16 protein-coding genes, 1 tRNA gene and 1 other RNA gene are annotated in these 17,267 nt (G+C 60.5%); 8 read left to right on the top strand and 10 right to left on the bottom strand.

The annotated features are described in order from the left end of the window. Nucleotides 1-224 precede the first annotated feature (224 nt). From H8S55_RS07915 to H8S55_RS07905, 3 genes are all read right to left on the bottom strand, one after another. Complete coding sequence (locus H8S55_RS07915; protein ID WP_186878521.1) at nt 225-911, bottom strand: hypothetical protein; 687 nt, start codon at nt 909-911, stop codon at nt 225-227. A gap of 288 nt (nt 912-1,199) precedes the next feature. Then, nucleotides 1,200-1,691 (bottom strand): SF0329 family protein, encoded by a 492-nt coding sequence (locus H8S55_RS07910; protein WP_186878520.1) that lies wholly within the window; start codon nt 1,689-1,691, stop codon nt 1,200-1,202. 134 nt (nt 1,692-1,825) lie between these two features. After that, a complete protein-coding gene (locus H8S55_RS07905) occupies nt 1,826-2,116 on the bottom strand; it encodes a TnpV protein (RefSeq protein WP_366467629.1) in 291 nt (96 codons plus the stop codon). 83 nt (nt 2,117-2,199) lie between these two features. Here H8S55_RS07905 and H8S55_RS07900 point away from each other — a divergent pair, with 83 nt between their 5' ends. After that, a complete protein-coding gene (locus H8S55_RS07900; RefSeq protein ID WP_186878519.1) occupies nt 2,200-2,433 on the top strand; it encodes a hypothetical protein in 234 nt (77 codons plus the stop codon). Between the two features lie 151 nt (nt 2,434-2,584). Beyond that, nucleotides 2,585-4,879: an SEL1-like repeat protein gene (locus tag H8S55_RS07895; protein WP_186878518.1), complete on the top strand. Its 2,295-nt coding sequence runs from the start codon at nt 2,585-2,587 to the stop codon at nt 4,877-4,879. A gap of 84 nt (nt 4,880-4,963) precedes the next feature. Here H8S55_RS07895 and rnc read toward each other — a convergent pair whose 3' ends face one another. From rnc to rnpB, 7 genes are all read right to left on the bottom strand, one after another. Next, entirely contained in the window at nt 4,964-5,644 is a 681-nt protein-coding gene (rnc, locus tag H8S55_RS07890; protein ID WP_186878517.1) for a ribonuclease III, read from the bottom strand. 70 nt (nt 5,645-5,714) lie between these two features. After that, complete coding sequence (acpP, locus tag H8S55_RS07885; protein WP_186878516.1) at nt 5,715-5,948, bottom strand: acyl carrier protein; 234 nt, start codon at nt 5,946-5,948, stop codon at nt 5,715-5,717. Nucleotides 5,949-6,061: 113 nt separating this feature from the next. After that, entirely contained in the window at nt 6,062-6,712 is a 651-nt protein-coding gene (locus H8S55_RS07880; protein WP_186878515.1) for a hypothetical protein, read from the bottom strand. Nucleotides 6,713-6,865: 153 nt separating this feature from the next. Beyond that, nucleotides 6,866-6,939: transfer RNA gene (locus tag H8S55_RS07875), tRNA-Gly, on the bottom strand. Between the two features lie 170 nt (nt 6,940-7,109). Next, nucleotides 7,110-8,129 (bottom strand): cytidylate kinase-like family protein, encoded by a 1,020-nt coding sequence (locus H8S55_RS07870; RefSeq protein WP_186878514.1) that lies wholly within the window; start codon nt 8,127-8,129, stop codon nt 7,110-7,112. A gap of 15 nt (nt 8,130-8,144) precedes the next feature. Next, complete coding sequence (locus H8S55_RS07865) at nt 8,145-9,581, bottom strand: sodium:proton antiporter (RefSeq protein ID WP_366467622.1); 1,437 nt, start codon at nt 9,579-9,581, stop codon at nt 8,145-8,147. 654 nt (nt 9,582-10,235) lie between these two features. Next, nucleotides 10,236-10,595, bottom strand: an RNA gene (gene rnpB / locus H8S55_RS07860) — RNase P RNA component class A. Nucleotides 10,596-10,755: 160 nt separating this feature from the next. Between rnpB and H8S55_RS07855 the strand changes: the two genes are divergently transcribed. The 6 genes from H8S55_RS07855 to H8S55_RS07830 all read left to right on the top strand — a co-directional run bounded on the left by H8S55_RS07855 (nt 10,756) and on the right by H8S55_RS07830 (nt 17,255). Continuing rightward, nucleotides 10,756-11,094: a helix-turn-helix domain-containing protein gene (locus H8S55_RS07855; RefSeq protein WP_186878513.1), complete on the top strand. Its 339-nt coding sequence runs from the start codon at nt 10,756-10,758 to the stop codon at nt 11,092-11,094. Further along, nucleotides 11,078-12,463, top strand: coding sequence for a UDP-N-acetylmuramoyl-L-alanine--D-glutamate ligase (gene murD / locus H8S55_RS07850; RefSeq protein WP_186878512.1), 1,386 nt, complete (start codon nt 11,078-11,080; stop codon nt 12,461-12,463). Before H8S55_RS07855 ends, murD begins: the two co-directional genes overlap by 17 nt. Nucleotides 12,464-12,869: 406 nt before the next feature. Next, the gene (locus tag H8S55_RS07845) at nt 12,870-13,910 is read left to right on the top strand and encodes a M42 family metallopeptidase (protein WP_186878511.1); all 1,041 of its coding nucleotides are present in this window, start codon (nt 12,870-12,872) and stop codon (nt 13,908-13,910) included. Continuing rightward, nucleotides 13,903-14,937 (top strand): M42 family metallopeptidase, encoded by a 1,035-nt coding sequence (locus tag H8S55_RS07840; RefSeq protein ID WP_186878510.1) that lies wholly within the window; start codon nt 13,903-13,905, stop codon nt 14,935-14,937. Before H8S55_RS07845 ends, H8S55_RS07840 begins: the two co-directional genes overlap by 8 nt. Nucleotides 14,938-14,951: 14 nt before the next feature. Continuing rightward, a complete protein-coding gene (locus H8S55_RS07835; protein WP_147563783.1) occupies nt 14,952-15,953 on the top strand; it encodes a M42 family metallopeptidase in 1,002 nt (333 codons plus the stop codon). Between the two features lie 51 nt (nt 15,954-16,004). After that, on the top strand, nt 16,005-17,255 hold the full coding sequence (locus H8S55_RS07830) for a methionine gamma-lyase family protein (RefSeq protein WP_186878509.1): 1,251 nt from the start codon (nt 16,005-16,007) through the stop codon (nt 17,253-17,255). The last annotated feature ends 12 nt before the right edge of the window (nt 17,256-17,267 follow it).

Genomic DNA, 17,267 nt, shown 5'->3' with positions numbered 1-17,267 from the left:
TCGGACATAGTTTGCTTGCTCCTTTCGAATGTTTGTGTGGTAACTTCATTCTACCAGAGCCTGCAAGCTATGTCTTCTTTTATGCTCTTTTTAATTTGCGCAAGTTATTGTACATTATCTGTTTCGTGACCTCCTTTTTTGATTTTGGGGATAAAAAAAGACCGTCAACTTTTCGCATAGTGCGACCAGTCAACGGTCTAATTTTCCGTATTGAGTTAAAGATGTTAGTGATTTTCCGCCTTTTCTTTCTTTAATATATCAAGAATTTCTCGAAACGATTTTTGCAATCGAGGATCATCATACATTTTCTTTGCTGTATCCAGCAATTCTTCTGCCTGATTATATTGCTCATTTATAATTGCTGCTATTATATCAAGTATGGCTATGTTTCCGCCGTAGATTTTGTGATGTCTATATTGTTGAAAAAGTCCTTGGTTTTCGTTGTATATTGTAATTGCTTTTTCATACTGGGCAGTTTCAAAATAGCTCAAGCAAAGGTTGATTTTATGAACTACATTAACAGAAGAACCGCTCAGCCGCTCATGGGATAATTTTTCCAGCATAGGAATTGCTATATCAAATTGTTTTATCTCGATGTATCCAGCAGCCAAATTTAATTCTAAGATATTTCTTAATGTTTTCCCTTTTGCGGTTTTTAGCAAATTTTCTATACCGTCAATGTATTCCTGTGGCTTTTCTTCACTCAGCAACTTTGCAATTTTCTTGACTTTGTTAAAATAAATTAGATTGTAACATACATTGATTAACACAGCGCCTAATACAATGGCAACCGCTGCAATCCAATAACCATGCATAAAAGCTGCATCATCAATCCTAAAAATAATTTTAAGAAATAACAAAATCAAGCCGAAGCAGACTCCTATCAAAACTATTTTTGCAGCTCTTTTCAAATTGAGTACCTCCATCATACTTCTTTTGCAACTTGCTGGCGGCGAACGGTTTGTCAAAACCGTTTGCGGACGGCAAGTCCACAAGGGATAGACGCACAAGCGGCGCAAGGGAGTGTAGCTTCCTTGACGGAAGGTCGTGACGCAACATTCTCGATCATGCAGTTTTCTTCTGCTGACCGGGAATGAAGCGACCCAGGACGCACGATACTCCCGATAGGAGAGTATAGAAGTGCGCCCTTTCGTTCCTAAAGGGATTTGCTCCGGCTTAACTTCTCGACAAATCGAGATTTATAACAGTCCTTCTGCTTTTGTCCGAATCGCATAAAACTCTTGGAATGTATCTGGTTCTTCCATTATAGTTTCTTTCATAATTCTTAATCTCCGTTTACCAACTCGTCTATCCAATACAGCAAATATTTTTACGATTAAATTTTCACTTTTAAGACTCGCTTCAATATCTTGATTATCAAACTCTGCAAACGCATTATAAAAACAGCGTTGGTCAAAAATACCCAATTTTATAGCTGTATCGTCCATATACGCATTTTCTACTTTCATGCGTTTCTCGTATTTTTCGTCTTGAGGAAACATGTCTGCTTTCACCCAATTGTTCCAATAGCATCCCTTGATGATTTCTTTTCCATCATATCTTATCGCCGCCCGTCCCTCATGGTCGTGACTCCTGCTATATGATGTTGCATAATACTGAATATGACCTTGCAGACTTTGAGCCAGATATTCCGTTTCCAATTTTTTCCTTATACCACTCCATGTTGCCATTCATTGTTCTCCTCAAATTCCGATTTGTTTCTCAATTTCGTATTCAAATTATACCATAAACTTGTGAACAGTTCTACCGCAACTTTGGACTACATGAGAAAAGTCCGAACAGTTTTCTGCCCGGACTTCCTCGCTCAATCGTAAATCAATTCCGCTTTCACAACTTCCTCTGCCTGTGCCTTGCAAGCGTTCATCTGCCGTACCCACTCCATCTGATTTTCGGCTTTCAGCTGTTCGGTCACGCCGTTTTGCTCTGCCAGTGACCGCACGATCAGTTCTATGCGGTTTCGTGCCGCTTCGTCAATCTCGGCGCAATGCTCAAAGAGCTTGTCGGATAGCGCCAGCTCATTGAACAGTATCGCGCGGTGTCGTTCAGCCTGAAAGACGGCGCTGTGTTCAACTGGAGGGGCGGAAAAACGGGGCACCGGATTGACCTGAGGGAGGACATGCACAAGGCCCTGACGGACAGCGGCGTACTGAACGATCTGGCACCGGACAGAATATCCCGGTGATCATCCAGACCGGGGACGGAAGATACTATGTCTCAGAGACGACCACTGCGGTGCGGACCAACAAGGTGGGAAATTACATTGCGGTCGCAGAACACATGGGGCTCTATGGCTATAAAAAATATTGCTCCTCCGCCAACCAGTACAAGACGCTTCAGGATGCCTATCGCGCATATACAAAGCTGGTGACAGAGGGAGATTATCAGCAGTATAAAGATACCCTGCCGCAATGACATGGCGTTGCAGACCCGGGCCGGCTATGTTATAATGGACCGGCAAGAAGTGACCGGCAGGCGTATTCTGGAAATCAGATCATACTTTGTCGCTGTAAGTAGAAAGGCTGCTTGCAGCGACTTTTTTCAAGAGAGAAAGGAGCGGAATGCTATGGACGAGGAGCGCGTGCCCTGGGACGGGGCGGAGCAGGACGGGATGATGGTGTACATCGACCCAAACGTGATCCACAGCATGGCCGCAGTGTCGGCCAAAAAGCGGGCGGGGCTGCAGGAGCTCCAGAGCGCGGCGGAGAGCGGCGATCTGGAGGCGGAGTATCGCCTGGGCATGTGTTATTACGAGGGCAGCGGCGGGGCGGAGCAGAACGACCGGCAGGCCTTCTATTGGCTGGACCAGGCCGCCGAGGGGGGGCATATCGCCGCCCAGTATGGGGCCGGTCTGTGCTGGGCCGGAGGCGTGGGCACCCATCAGGATTTTGACAGGGCCGCTGAACTGTACATGGCGGCGGCGGAGCAGGAGTATATCCCCGCCGTGTGCGAGCTGGGGCTGTGCTATGAGATGGGCCGGGGGGTGCCCCAGGACAAGGACAAGGCACTGGAACTCTACCGCACGGCGGCGGAACAGGGGTTTGCCCCCGCCCAGTGCCGGCTGGGCTTTTTCTATTACCACGGCATCGCCGTGGCGGAGAACAATGAGGAGGCCGCCCGCCTGTTCACCCTGGCGGCGGAGCAGGGCTATCCCCGGGCCCAGGCCCTGCTGGGAGAGTGCTATGAGAACGGCCACGGGGTGGAAGCTGACCCGGTGAAGGCCTTTCGTCTGTATGAGGAGGCCCACCGCCAGGGCTATGACGAGGGGACCTGCTCGTTAGGGGAGTGCTATGACCAGGGCATCGGGGTCACGCCTGACCGGGAAAAGGCCGCCCAGCTCTATCGCCAGGCGGCGGAGCAGGACAGCGCCCGGGGGCTGTATCTCTATGGCATCTGCTGCGAGATGGGCCGGGGGACGGCCCAGGACAGCCGGAAGGCGGCGGAATGCTATCGCCGTGCCTATGTCCAGGGCTTTCTCCCCGCTGCCTGCGCCCTGGGCCTGTGCTATGAGACGGGGGTGGGCGTGGAACGGGATCTGGCCCACGCGGTGGAGCTCTATCAGGTGGGGGCGGACGCGGGCTATCCCCCCGCCGCCTGCAACCTGGGCTTTTGCTATTACATGGGTATCGGCGTGGACGAGGACAACAAAAAGGCCGCCCACTGGTTTGCCAGGGCGGCCAAGAGCGGCTATCCCCGGGCGCTGAACCTGCTGGGGGAGTGCTATGACCGGGGCTTTGGCGTGGAGCAGGACCTGGTGCGGGCGGTGGGACTGTTTCAGGCTGCCAGTGACCGGGGCGAGATCGCCGGCACCTGTTCCCTTGGCCTGTGCTACGAGCTGGGCCGGGGGGTGGACCGGGACCTGGATAAAGCGGTGGCGCTCTACCGCCAGGCGGCGGAGGCGGGGGACGCCCGGGCCCTGTGCAATCTGGGCTATTGCTACTACCAGGGCATTGGCGTGGAGGAGAGCGACGAGACGGCCGTGGAATGGTTTCAAAGGGCCGTGGCCGCAGGCAGCCACCGGGCGGAGTTTTTGCTGGGGCAGTGCTATGACCATGGCTATGGTGTGGAGCAGGAGTTAAAGCGGGCGGCGCAGCTTTATGAGGCCGCCCACCTGGGGGGCTATCCCCCCGCCACCTGTATGCTGGGTCTGTGCTATGAGCTGGGCCGGGGCGTGGAGATGGACAAGGCCCGGGCCGTGCCCCTCTACCGCCAGGCGGCAGAGCGGGGAGATGCCCGGGCTCAGTGCAACCTGGGCTATTGCTATTACCGGGGCATCGGCGTGGACGAGGACGACGACAAGGCGGCGGAGTGGTTTGCCAAGTCCGCCCAGCAGCGGCATCCCAGGGCCATGAGCCTGCTGGGGGAGTGCTATGACCTGGGCTGCGGCGTGAAGAAGGACGAGAAGCGGGCGGCGGAGCTGTACCGGGCCGCCCACGAGATGGGCTATGCCCCCGCCACCTGCTCCCTGGCCCTGTGCTATGAGACGGGTACCGGGGTGGAGCAGGACAAGACCAAAGCCGCCCAACTCTATCGCCAGGCGGCGGAGGCGGGGGATGCCCGGGCCCAGTGCTGCCTGGGATTCTTCTATTACCACGGCGTGGCCATGAAGCAGGACCGGGTGCTGGCGGCGGAGTGGTTCGGCAGGTCGGCCCGCCAGGGCTATGCCAGGGGGCAGTATTGGCTGGGGGAGTGCCTGGAGCACGGCTATGGCCTGCCCCGTGACCGGAAGGCCGCTTTGGAATACTATCACCAGGCGGCGGAGGGTGGCAGCAAAGAGGCCGCCCGGGCCCTGGAGCGCCTGGAGAAAAAGCGCAGCCGCAACCCCCTGAAAAGGCTGTTCCGCCGGGAACGGGACGACTGAGCACATACAGACAGAAACACTCCCTGACAGGCCGTGAAAAGCCCGTCAGGGAGTGTTCTTGTGTTGGGGAAGGGGGAGGCCGCGTCAGATGCCCGGCTGCTCCAGCCTTTCAATGGCGGCCTTGGCGGCCATCTGCTCGGCCTCTTTCTTGCTGCGGCCGCTGCCCGTGCCCACGGGGGAGCCGTTCAGGTCCACCTCCACGAAAAAGCGCTTGTCGTGGTCGGGGCCCTCCTCGCGGACCAGGCGATAGCGCAGCACCTGGCCGCTCTCCCGCTGGACCAGCTCCTGCAGGGCGGTCTTGTGGTCCCGGGGCTTGGTCAGCCCGGCCACCTCCCGGCTGAGGATATACTTCTGGATGATCTTCCGGGCAGAGCCGATGCCCCCGTCCAGATAGACGGCGGCCAGCACGGCCTCCACCGCGTCGGCCCGAATGGAGGGGCGCTGGCGGCCGCCGCCGGCCTCCTCGCCCCGGCCCAGGTGGAGATACGCGCCCAGGCCCAGCTCCTCGGCCACCACCACCAGGCTCTCCTCGCAGACCAGGGCGGCCCGGGTGCGGGTCAGGTCCCCCTCGGGCAGGTCGGGGTGGTTGCGGTACAGGTGGTCGGCCACCACCATGCCCAGAATGGAGTCACCCAAAAATTCCAGCCGCTCGTTGCTCTGCAGCCGGCCCTTGCTCTCGTTGGCACAGGAGCTGTGGGTCAGCGCGTTTTCCAGCAGGGATTTGTCCTGAAAGGTATACCCCAGCTTTTTTTCCAAGGTTTCCATGCGCAGCTCTCCTTAGACATGGCAAAACTCCGCCCGGGGCGGAGCTTCGCATGTGTTTCTTTCTGTATGCTCAGTCCACTTTGCCCTGCAGGAAGCGGACCAGATCGCCCACGGTGCTGATGGAGGCGGTCTCCTCCTCGGTGAGCTCGTCAATGCCGAACTCCTCTTCCAGGGCCATGGACAGGTCTACGAGATCCACCGAGTCGGCGTTCAGGTCATCGGCAAAGGAGGTCTCCATGGTGATGGAATCCTCGTCCACATTGAACTGCTCGGCAATGAGCGATTTCAGTTTTTCAAAGATCATACTCGCTGCTCCTTCATATATGTTCGTATGCGCACAACGTACGTTTTCTTTCAATACTATATGCAGAATCCGGGGCACTGTCAATAGGTTTTTGGGATTTTTGTCCCTTTGCGTCAATCAAACATGACTGCATCGGCCAAGTCCTGATTGGCCGCTGACAGTTCCGGGTCTGCAATGGACGCGGGAGCATCCCGTTTTACGAGCTCTGTGCCTGTGAAATCCCAGCCGCCGCCGGCGGCAGCTTCGTTTGTGTTGATCAGGACCTCCATGCCGCGGTACTGGAACCTCAGCCAGCCCTCGGCGGTGATGGTATTTTCGTCATCTCCGAAGTATTCATACTCGTCCACGCCGAGCAGGGAGAAGAAGTCCTCAAAGGACATCTCATCTTCCATGTCGGGAAAGAGAACGCCTGCTGTGGTGACGAAACCGGCGCACTTCAACTGAGGGGCACATTCGTCCATGGCCTTCTCGGCATCCCCGCTCTGTGTTCCGAAAAAGTAGGAAGCGTATTCCGCCCCCGGCTCTCCAAAACATGCGGCGGCATGATCGGGGAAGCCGTCCAACCGTATCCCGACTTCGCCGCTGGGCTGTTCGGCTTTTAATTCGCGCAGGGGTCTCCCTATGTCATCGAGAAATGCCGGCGTGCCCGGGCCCACAGGGCTGAGAGCCTCGGACCCCTGCCCGCCGGGGGCGGCAGGGGAGCAGGCGGAAAGCGCGAAAGCTGCGAGCAGACACAGGGCGGGGATCAGTACAGTGCGTCTCATAAGAACCTCCGTTCTGACAGGATGATATCGATTGGATCAAGTCCATTCTATCAAGATGCAGGGCAAAAAGCAAGGGATCAAGGGATGCAGGGAGGTGCCGCCTGCTGAGAACGCATAAAAAATCGTCGCAAACTTGGTAAAGTCTGCGACAACTGGAGCAGGTAAAGGGAGTCGAACCCTCCTATCGACCTTGGGAAGGTCGCGTTCTACCGATGAACTATACCTGCATCGAACTTACTAGCCCATTATAGCAAAACAGGAACCAAAATGCAAGCATTTCTTTTCGGAAAGTTTCGATTTTTTTCTTCACCGGCATAGAAAAGACCAGCGCCGTCCCGGAGAGAGCCGGGGCGGCGCTGGTCTATGTCAAAGAGATGGGATGGGAAACGGGGAGGGGTCAGTCCTTGGCCGACTCACGGCTCTTTTCGATGAGCTGGCGGACCAGCGCCACGGAGCCGTCGATGCCGTAGGACGCACTGTTGAGACACAGGTCGTAGTTGGCGGGGTCGCCCCAGCGGCGGCCGGTGTAGAACTCGTAATAGTGGCGGTGGCGGCGGTCCAGCTGGTGGAGCAGCTTAACGGCCCCCTTCTTGTCCAGACCGTCGGTGTCCATCACCCGGCGCACCCGCAGGTTAAAGGGGGCGTTGATGAACAGGCTGATGTGGGGGATGCCGTTGTTGGACAAGATCGCGTCGGCGCAGCGGCCCATGATGATAAAGTCCTCCCGCTTGGCCATGTCGCACAGCAGGCCGCTCTGGTTGAAGAAGAGGGCATCCTCGGTGGGCAGGCCGTGGTAGCGGTTGAACTCCCGCAGGCGCTCCTTCAGGCCGCGGTTTTTGTCCATGCCCAGGCTCTGGTTCAGGTTCTGCTTATGGGCAAAGCTCACCCGGTCCTGAACGGACTTGGGGTCGGCCTCCATGCGCTCCAGCACCTCGGTGAAGATCTCGGAGTCGTAGTAGTTGATCTTCAGGGCGTCGGCCAGGGCAAAGCCGATGTCGGTGCCTGCGCTGCCGTAGGTGCGGCCGATGCACACCACCAGGTGGTTGCCCTGGTCAAAGCGGCGGTTGAGCCGCAGGCTGTTCAGGTGGGCCATCTTGGGGTCCAGGATGTCCAGGGAGTTGAAGTTGGTGGGCAGCTTGTCCAGGGCGTGGAGGATCTCGTTGTACTCGGTCATCAGCCGGGAGCGGTCCGCCTTGACGGGGATGGTGCGGGCCATGTTGGAGATCAGGGCCAGCTCGCTGCGCAGGTAGTGGCCCTGGGTGAAGTCGCCCATCAGGTTGGCCAGACGGCGGACCGTCATGTCCCGGTCGCTGTTGAACACCCGGCCCAGGCTGGAGCCCAGCACCCGATAGACCTCCGCGTCCAGATCGTAGATACGGCGGGCAATTTCCAGCCGCATAGTCATATTGTCATCCATGTGATCCAAGCCTCCTTACAGAAAGAAGATGAGCGAGTCCAGCAGGAACACGGGAACCAGGAAGCCCAGCGACCACAGCATGTAGCCGAAGAAGGAGGGCATACGAATACCGTTTTCATCCGAGATGGATTTTACCATAAAGTTGGGGGCGTTGCCAATGTAGGTGTTGGCACCCATGAACACCGCGCCGCAGGAGATGGCCTCCAGCATCTGCACGGGGACCACGCCCAGGGTGGTGTTCACGCCGCTGGTAAAGCCCTGGGCACAGGCGGTGGTGAGGAAGACCAGATAGGTGGGGGTGTTGTCCAAAAAGCTGGACAGGGCACCGGTGGCCCAGAACATCTGGAAGGGGGTGGTGATCCCCAGCTCGGCACCGTGGGCCTGGAGGAGCATCAGGGCGGGCTTCATGGTGATGAAGATGCCGATGAACAGCACGGCCACCTCCTGGATGGCACCCCAGGTAAAGTGGTTGGAGCGGCGGACCTCGACGCTGGTTGTCTTGAAGGACAGCAGGGCGGCCAGCAGAATGATGGCGATCTCGATGACGGCGGGGAGGGTGAGCCGCACCTCACCGAAGATGGGCAGGCCCAGCACCTGGCCCTGGGCATCCTGCATGGCGGGCAGGTTGGGCAGAGTGCCGCTGAGAATGACGGCGGCCACGATCATCAGCAGGAAGACCACGTTGTGCAGCCCCCGGATATGGACCTGGGTGCCGGGGCCGCTGATGTCGGGCTTGCGGCCCTCGGCGATGTCGCGGCGATAGGCCCGCATGTCCACATGATAGAACAGGAACAGCAGCACCGCCACGTTCAGCAGCAGCATGGGCACCAGGCGCAGGCTCCAGAAGAAGGGCACGCCCCGGGAGAAGCCCATGAGCAGCGGAGGGTCGCCGATGGGGGTGAGGCAGCCGCCGATGTTGGAGATGAGGAAGATAAAGAACACCATAATGTGGCGGCGGCGCTTGCGCCAGGCGTTCATCTTCAGCAGGGGACGGACCATGAGCATACTGGCACCGGTGGTGCCCACCAGACTGGACAGCATGGTGCCGAATAGCAGCAGGGCCACGTTGACCCGGGGGGAGCCGGCCAGGTCGCCCTCCAGGGTGATGTTGCCGGCCACGCAGAACAGGCCGAACAGCAGCACGATAAAGGTGAGATAGTCGTCCACCAGGCACTCCAGGGCAGACTGGACAGAAGCGCCCGCCCCGTTCACCACGGCGAAGGGGATGAGAAACAGCAGCGACCAGATGCCCACTACAATGGGTTGGTGGCGCTCCCACCAGGCGGGGGCTACCAGAGGCATCACGGCGATGCACAGCAGGATACCGGCGAAGGGGATGCACATCCAAAGGGCAGCCGTGGGCTCGGCGATCTCAGATACCTGGCCGCCCGCAGCCAGCACCGGGACGCAGAGCAGAAGCAGGGCCGCCAAAAAGACCGGAACTTTTTTCAATGACAAGACCTCCTTGTGGCCGACACACACATTTGGCCACCATTCGTTTCATTTTCGTTGCATTCTTATGGGCGTTTATGAATCTTAGCTGTTTTTGTCGGGAATGTCAACGCCGAAGCTGGTAAGAAAACGGAGGAAAAACAAAATATTCATGGGCAAAACCACCAAACAGCCCAAAAACGTCAAATCCAAGAGTGAAAAAGAAAGGGAAAAGTGTTGGAAACTTTTCTTTTTTTAACGGGAAATTAACGGTTTCTTTATGCCGGAACGCAGGAATCCAAATTCGGCGAAACGACAAAAGGACCTGCCCCCGCTGTTCCCGCTATGGAAACGGCACGTTTTTCAAAGAACGGAGAAAGTCGTTGCAAATGGGACGGGGATACGATATACAGGATAAGCGACACAAAAATTCAGGCCCGCACTGTCTTGGGTTGGCAGTGCGGGCCTGGGGGCCTGATGATTTGCTTCGATAGCCTTCATTTGACACGGGGGACAGCCCTCTCAGTCACCTTCGGTGCCAGCTCCCCCACAGGGGGAGCCGAGGAGACGAGGGGGACGGATCGCTGTGCCGCTTTGCTCCCGGCAATGACGGGAGCGGGTGGAGCGACAGGCTGATAAAAAGACCGCAAAGGGTTTTGTCCCTTTGCGGCCTTTTTGACAAGTAAGCCTGTAAGCCGGGTTCTGTCTTTTAAGACAGCCATCTATCTCGACGTGGAGTTGCCCCCACGCTCCAGCCGCCCCCTGAACGCGACCGGGCCGGTCTATTGCGTTCCCACGGCGTTGCTCCGAATAGAGTTTACAGCGACGGACTGTTCCCAGCCGTCGGGTGAGCTCTTACCTCGCCTTTCCACCCTTACTCACGGCCACAGGTGTGACTGTGGGCGGTATATCTCTGTTGCACTTTTCCTAGGGTCGCCCCCGGCGGGTGTTACCCGTTATCCTTGCCCTGCGGAGCCCGGACTTTCCTCACAGACGGGCCTTTCGCCCCGCCCGCGCGGCTGTCCAGCTTACTTGCTCTGCCTATGATACAGGAAAATGCGGGGGTTGTCAACAGGGGGGACCGCACTTCTTCCGCCGCAGTTCGTGACGGGAAAGACGCACGAAAACGTACCGCTTTGCCCGGAAGCCCGCCCTTTATATAGGTGTATTTTGCGGCAGATAGGGGGAGCGGGAGATGAAGAGAAGCGGTATGCGGACCAAGCCTTTTGTCATGGTGTATCGGGAGGTGGCCCAGGACGGGCGGCTGAGTCTGGAGGCCAGGGGGCTGTTTATGCGGATGACCTCTCTGCCGGACAGCTGGCGCTATACCGTGGCGGGACTGGCCAAAATGGCCGGGTGCGGCCGGGGCAGACTGCGCCGGATGCTGGAGGAGCTGGAGCGCCTTTTCTGCCCGAATGGGGCCGAGGTCGAAATGTGTCCGCACTTTCGATTGAATTTTTCGGGGAATCGTGGTAAAATCACTAAGTTACAAAGAAAAACATGGAAGGAGGACGTTTATGTCCACCATTGCTGAATATCTGGAGTCCCTGCGGGGCAAGTCCGTTGCCGTCATCGGCATGGGCGTGAGCAACACCCCCCTCATCCGCATGATGCTGCGCGCCGGGCTGAAGGTCACGGTGTGCGATAAGTCTCCCCGGGAGCGGGTGGAGGAACTGGCCGCCGAGCTGGAGAGCCTGGGTGCGAAGTTCCAGCTGGGGGAGGAGTATCTGGACAAGCTCTATCGCTTTGATGTCATCTTCCGCACCCCCGGCCTGAGCCCCAACCACCCGGAGCTGGTCAAGGCGGCGGAGAAGGGGAGAGAGATCACCTCGGAGATGGAGCTGTTCTTCCGGCTGTGCCCCTGCAAAATCTTCGGCGTGACGGGGAGCGACGGCAAGACCACCACCACCACCCTCATCAGCGAGTTTTTGAAAGAGGCCGGGTTCAACGTGTATGTGGGCGGCAACATCGGCAAGCCCCTGCTGCCCGACGTGGGCGGCATGACGGCGGACGACATGGTGGTGGTGGAGCTGTCCTCTTTCCAGCTGATGACCATGACTCTGAGCCCCAACGTGTCCGTGTTCACCAACCTGAGCCCCAACCACCTGGACTATCACCACACCATGGAGGAGTATACCAACGCCAAGCGGAACATCTATCTCCACCAGAAGGCGGGGGACCGGGCGGTGTTCAACTTTGACAACGACATCACCCGGGAGCTGTCCAAAGAGGCCCCCGCCGGCGTGACCCTGTTCAGCCGGAAGAGCAAGCTGGAGGAGGGGGTGTATCTCCGGGACGAGGCCATCTGGCTGACCAACGCCATGGGCAGCCGGGAGGTCCTGCCGCTGGCGGATATCCGCATCCCCGGCGTACACAACATCGAAAACTATATGGCCGCCATCGCCGCCGTGGACGGGGTGGTCCCCGACAAGTGCGTGCGGGCCGTGGCCAAGCGCTTTACCGGCGTGGAGCACCGCATCGAGCTGGTGCGGGAGCTGGGCGGCGTGAAGTACTATAACGACTCCATCGGCACCAGCCCCACCCGGACCATGGCCTGTCTGGACTCCTTCCAGCAGAAGCTGATCTTGATCGCCGGGGGCTATGACAAGGGCGTGCCCTTCACCCAGCTGGGCCGGGAGATCTGCAAGAAGGTGAAAGTGCTGGTGCTGTGCGGGGCCACTGCCCCCGCCATCCGCCAGGCGGTGGAGTCCGCCCCGGAGTTTGCCGGGAGCGGCCTGGAGATCTTGGAGACCCACGACCTGGCCGCCGCCGTGGCCGCCGCCCAGGGGGCCGCTGTGGCCGGGGACGTGGTGGTGCTGTCCCCCGCCTGCGCCGCCTTTGACCAGTTCAAGAACTTTATGGAGCGGGGCAAGCGCTTTAAGGCGCTGGTGAACGAGCTGTAAAGACATCTTGTCATTGCGAGGAGGCCCAGCGGGGGGGATTCCGGGCGGATAATATCCGCCCCTACTGTCAAAAAAGCCTGTCATTGCGAGGAGGCCCAGCGGGCCGACGCAGCAATCCGTAACCCTCGTCCCTTGGCCCCCTTGTTAAAGGGGGCTGTCAGCGAAGCTGACTGAGGGATTCCGCTTTTAGGATCGCTTTCCGGGCAGATAATATCCGCCCCTACACCGGCTCCCCTGGTCTCTTGTAGGGGCGGCTTTCAGCCGCCCGGATGCCAGTGCGTTGACAGCGGGCCGCTGGGGACAGCGGCCCCTACAAGGGAACACCCGTAGGGGCGGATGTCCCCATCCGCCCCATATCGATCAGGATCTTTCCTGCAATGACAGCAAAAAATCGGAGGGTCTGAGTTTGGACTACGAAGAAGTATTGAAACACCTGTGCGCCCTGCCGGGGCCCAGCGGCTTTGAAGGCCCGGTGGCCCAGGCGGCGGCAGAGCTGCTGCGTCCCCTGGTGGACGAGGTGCGGGTGGACCGCATGGGCAGCGTGGTGGGTCTGCGCCGGTGCGGCAGGGAGAACGCTCCCCGGCTGCTGCTGGATGCCCACCTGGACGAGATCGGCTTTCTCATCACCGGCCACGAGGAGGGCTATCTCCGCTTCGCCCCCCTGGGCGGCGTGGACCCCCGGATGCTGCCCGACCGGGAGCTGACCATCCTCACCCAGCCCCCCAGGCTGGGGGTTGTGGCCTGTATGCCCCCCCACGTGCAGACGGCGGAGGACATGAACAAGCCCCAGCCCATCAAGGACCTGTATCTGGACGTGGGCCTGTGCCAGGAGGAGGCGGAGCGGCTGATCCCCGTGGGCACCCCCGCCGTCTATCGGGCGGGCTGCACCCGGCTGGGGGACAAGCTGCTGTGCGGCAAGGCGCTGGACGACCGGGCCTGCTTTGCCATCCTGCTGGATGCCCTGGAGCGGCTGAAGGGGGAGGCGCTGGACGTGGACGTGTACGTTCTGGGCTCCACCCAGGAGGAGACCCACAGCACCGGGGCCATCACGGCGGCCTATGGCATCGTGCCGGAGCTGTGCGTGGCGGTGGACGTGACCCACGGGGACAGCCCCGACGGGGACAAGGGCAAGACCTTCCCCCTGGGGGGCGGCCCGGTGATCGGGCTGGGCCCCAACTGTACCCGGTGGATGTCCCGCCGCCTGCAGCACAAGGCGGAGGAGGCCGGGATGGACTGCCAGATCGAGGTGATGGCCGGCCACTCGGGCACCAACGGCTGGCCCCTGCAGGTGAGCCGGGAGGGCGTGGCCACCGCCGTGCTGTCCCTGCCCCTGCGCTATATGCACACCCCCATCGAGACGGTGAGCCGGGAGGACATGGACAATACCGCCGCCCTGCTGGCCCACTTCATCCGGGGGTTGGGAGAGGAGGTGCCCGGCAATGATTGATCTGCTCAAACAGCTCTGCCGCCAAAACGGCGTGTCCGGGGACGAGGACGCTGTCCGGGACTTTCTGCGGGAACAGGCCGGGCCCTATGCCGACTCCATCCGCACCGACGCCCTGGGCAACCTGATTGTGTTCAAAAAGGGCCTCCGGTCCGACGGGCCCAAGCTGCTGCTGGCAGCCCACATGGACGAGGTGGGCCTGATCGTCACCCGCATCACCGACGAGGGCTTTTGCAAGTTCGACTTTGTGGGCGGGGTGGACCGCCGGGTGGCCATCGGCAAGCCGGTGGTGTTGGGCCCGGAAAAGGTCCCCGGGGTCATCGGCCTGAAGGCCATCCACCTGGTCAGCCGGGAGGAGGGCAAAAAGGTCCCCAAGACGGACAGCATGTATCTGGACATCGGAGCTGCCGACAAGGACGAGGCCCTGGCCCTGGTCCGGCCCGGCACCTACGGCGCATTTTTGGGTGAGCCCGAGGAGCTGGGGGAGGGGATGCTGAAGGCCAAGGCCATCGACGACAGAGTTGGCTGCGCCGTCATGCTCTCCCTGCTGCGGGAGGAACTGCCCATGGACGTGACCTTCGCCTTCACCGCCCAGGAGGAGGTGGGCACCCGGGGGGCCTTTGCCGCGGCCTTCTCTGTGAAGCCGGACATCGCCCTGGTGCTGGAGACCACCACCGCCGCCGATCTGCCCGGGGTGGACGACCACCGGAAGGTGTGCGCCCCGGGAAAAGGCCCGGTGATCTCCTATATGGACGGGGCCACCATCTATGACCGGGGGCTGTTCCGCACCCTGACCCGGCTGGCGGAGGGGCACAGCATCCCCTGGCAGACCAAGGAGTATATCGCCGGGGGCAACGATGCCCGGACCATCCAGCGCAGCCGCGCCGGGGTGCGGGTGGCCGCCATGTCGGCGGCGGTGCGCTATCTCCACGCCCCGGCCAGCGTGGCCAATGTGGAGGACATGGAAAATATGCTGCGCCTGACCCGGCTGTTTCTGGAGGAGATGGCCCGGGACGGGGCGGAAGAATAAGGAGCGGAGAGAGAATGGAACTGCTGGAACTGATCCAGACGCTGAACGCCGCCCACGGTCCCTCCGGGGACGAGGGGGGCATCCGGGAGAGGCTGGCCGAGCTGGCCCGCCCCCTGGCCGACGAGATATCCACCGACACCATGGGCAACCTGATCGTGCGCAAGCTGGGCAGCGGCCCCCGGGTGATGCTGTGTGCCCACATGGACTCCATCGGCTTTATCGTCACCCATGTGGAGGAGAACGGCTTTTTGCGGGTGGGCCGCCTGGGGGGCATCAGCCCCAAGGAGGCCGCCTATACCCCCGTGCGCTTTGCCGGCGGGGCGCGGGGGGTGATCGTCCCGGAGGAGAAGGCCGACTTCGGCAAGCTGAAGCTGGACGAGTGCTATGTGGACATCGGAGCCAAGGACCGGGAGACCGCCCTGAAGGCCGTGGCCGTGGGCGACACGATGATCTATGATTCTCCCTGCTTTACCAATCAGGGTAAAGTGGTTTCCCCTTACTTGGATAACCGCATCTCCTGCGCCATTTTGCTCAAGGTGCTGGAGGAGATGGAGCTGTGCCCCAACGACCTGTATGTGGTGTTCACCGTGCAGGAGGAGGTGGGCCTGCGGGGGGCCAAGCCCGCCGCCTGGGCGGTGGACCCGGACTATGCCGTGGTGGTGGATGTCACCGACGTGGACGACACCCCCGGCTCGGAGAAGTGCGGGACGGTCCGGCTGGGCAAGGGCCCGGCCATCAAGATCATGGACTCCTCCGTCATCTGCCACCCGGACATGATCCAAAAGCTGGAGAGCCAGGCCAAGACCCTGGATATGCCCACCCAGCGGGATATCATGCGTGCCGGGGGGACCGATGCCGGGGTGATGCACACCACCCGCATCGGCGTGCGCACCGGCGGCGTGTCCGTGCCCTGCCGCTATATCCACACCCCGGTGGAGATGGCCGACCTGCAGGACGCCCGGGACTGCGCCAAGCTGCTGTGCGCCTTTGTCCAGAGCAAGCTGGAGAGCCTGTAAGCGGGAGAGAAACACCTGCAACATATTGAAACAGATAGGATGACAAGTGAAATGCCTTTGCAGTTAGATGAGAACGTGAAAGCGCTGGGCAGCCGGGCGCAGGCCCAGCTGACCGAGCAGTTTGCCCGCATCGACGCCATCGCCCAGGAGAATACCGCCCGGGTGCTGGCCGCCTTTCAGGAGCACCGGGTGGCGGAGAGCTATTTCTCCGGCACCACCGGCTATGGCTATGACGACCTGGGCCGGGACAAGCTGGACGAGATCTACGCCCAGCTGTTCGGGACGGAGGCCGCTCTGGTGCGGCTGCAGTTCGTCAACGGCACCCACGCCATCACCGCCGCCCTGTTCGGGGCGCTGAAGGCGGGGGACGTGCTGGTGTCCGCCGTGGGCGCCCCCTACGACACCATGCTGGGGGCCATCGGCGTGGTGGACAAGGGCCACGGCTCCCTGAAAGACTACGGCGTGGAGTACCGTCAAGTGGAACTGCTTGACAACAAGCCGGACCTGGACGGCATGGCCAAGGCCGTGGCCGACCCCAAGGTGAAGGCGGTTTTGATCCAGCGCTCCAAGGGGTATGCCACCCGGGCCTCCCTGTCCGTGGACGAGATCGGTGAGATGTGTCAGGTCATCAAAAAGGCCAACCCCAACGCCGCCATCATCGTGGACAACTGCTATGGCGAGTTTGTGGAGGAGAAGGAGCCCACCCATGTGGGGGCCGACCTGGTGGTGGGCTCCCTCATCAAGAACCCCGGCGGCGGTCTGGCCCCCACCGGCGGCTATCTGGCCGGGCGGCGGGACCTGATCGAGGGGGCGGCCATGCGCCTTACCGTCCCCGGCATCGGCGGGGAGTGCGGCTGCACCCTGGGTCAGAACCGCAGCCTGTATCAGGGCCTGTTTCTGGCCCCCCACACCGTGGCCCAGGCGGTAAAGACCGCCGTGTTCGCCGCCAAGGTCATGGAGCTGCTGGGCTATGACACCGAGCCCCGCTCCGACGCGGTGCGCCACGACATCATCCAGATGATCCACATGCGGGAGCCGGAGGCCCTGAAAAAGTTCTGCCGGGGCATCCAGTTCGGGGCCCCCGTGGACTCCTATGTCACCCCGGAGCCCTGGGACATGCCGGGCTACGACTGCCCGGTCATCATGGCTGCCGGGGCCTTTATCCAGGGCGCATCCATCGAGCTGTCCGCCGACGCCCCCATGCGCCCGCCCTACACCGTCTATCTCCAGGGCGGCCTGACCTTCGAGTCCGGTCGGCTGGGGGTGCTGCTGGCGGTGCAGGAGCTGCTGGGCCGGGCTTAACGTCCGGCTGAA

The sequence above is a fragment of the Flintibacter faecis genome, assembly GCF_014287875.1.
GTDB lineage: Bacteria > Bacillota > Clostridia > Oscillospirales > Oscillospiraceae > Lawsonibacter > Lawsonibacter faecis_A.
The sequence above is the reverse complement of the archived record's forward strand: the minus strand, read 5'-3'. Positions and strand labels throughout refer to the sequence as shown.

Coding starts and splice junctions, on each gene's coding strand:
- H8S55_RS07910 (WP_186878520.1), bottom strand. CDS start 1,691: ATGGCAACATGGAGTGGTATAAGGAAAAAATTGGAAACGGAATATCTG.
- H8S55_RS07895 (WP_186878518.1), top strand. CDS start 2,585: ATGGACGAGGAGCGCGTGCCCTGGGACGGGGCGGAGCAGGACGGGATG.
- rnc (WP_186878517.1), bottom strand. CDS start 5,644: ATGGAAACCTTGGAAAAAAAGCTGGGGTATACCTTTCAGGACAAATCC.
- acpP (WP_186878516.1), bottom strand. CDS start 5,948: ATGATCTTTGAAAAACTGAAATCGCTCATTGCCGAGCAGTTCAATGTG.
- H8S55_RS07880 (WP_186878515.1), bottom strand. CDS start 6,712: ATGAGACGCACTGTACTGATCCCCGCCCTGTGTCTGCTCGCAGCTTTC.
- H8S55_RS07870 (WP_186878514.1), bottom strand. CDS start 8,129: ATGGATGACAATATGACTATGCGGCTGGAAATTGCCCGCCGTATCTAC.
- H8S55_RS07855 (WP_186878513.1), top strand. CDS start 10,756: ATGAAGAGAAGCGGTATGCGGACCAAGCCTTTTGTCATGGTGTATCGG.
- murD (WP_186878512.1), top strand. CDS start 11,078: ATGTCCACCATTGCTGAATATCTGGAGTCCCTGCGGGGCAAGTCCGTT.
- H8S55_RS07840 (WP_186878510.1), top strand. CDS start 13,903: ATGATTGATCTGCTCAAACAGCTCTGCCGCCAAAACGGCGTGTCCGGG.
- H8S55_RS07835 (WP_147563783.1), top strand. CDS start 14,952: ATGGAACTGCTGGAACTGATCCAGACGCTGAACGCCGCCCACGGTCCC.
- H8S55_RS07830 (WP_186878509.1), top strand. CDS start 16,005: ATGCCTTTGCAGTTAGATGAGAACGTGAAAGCGCTGGGCAGCCGGGCG.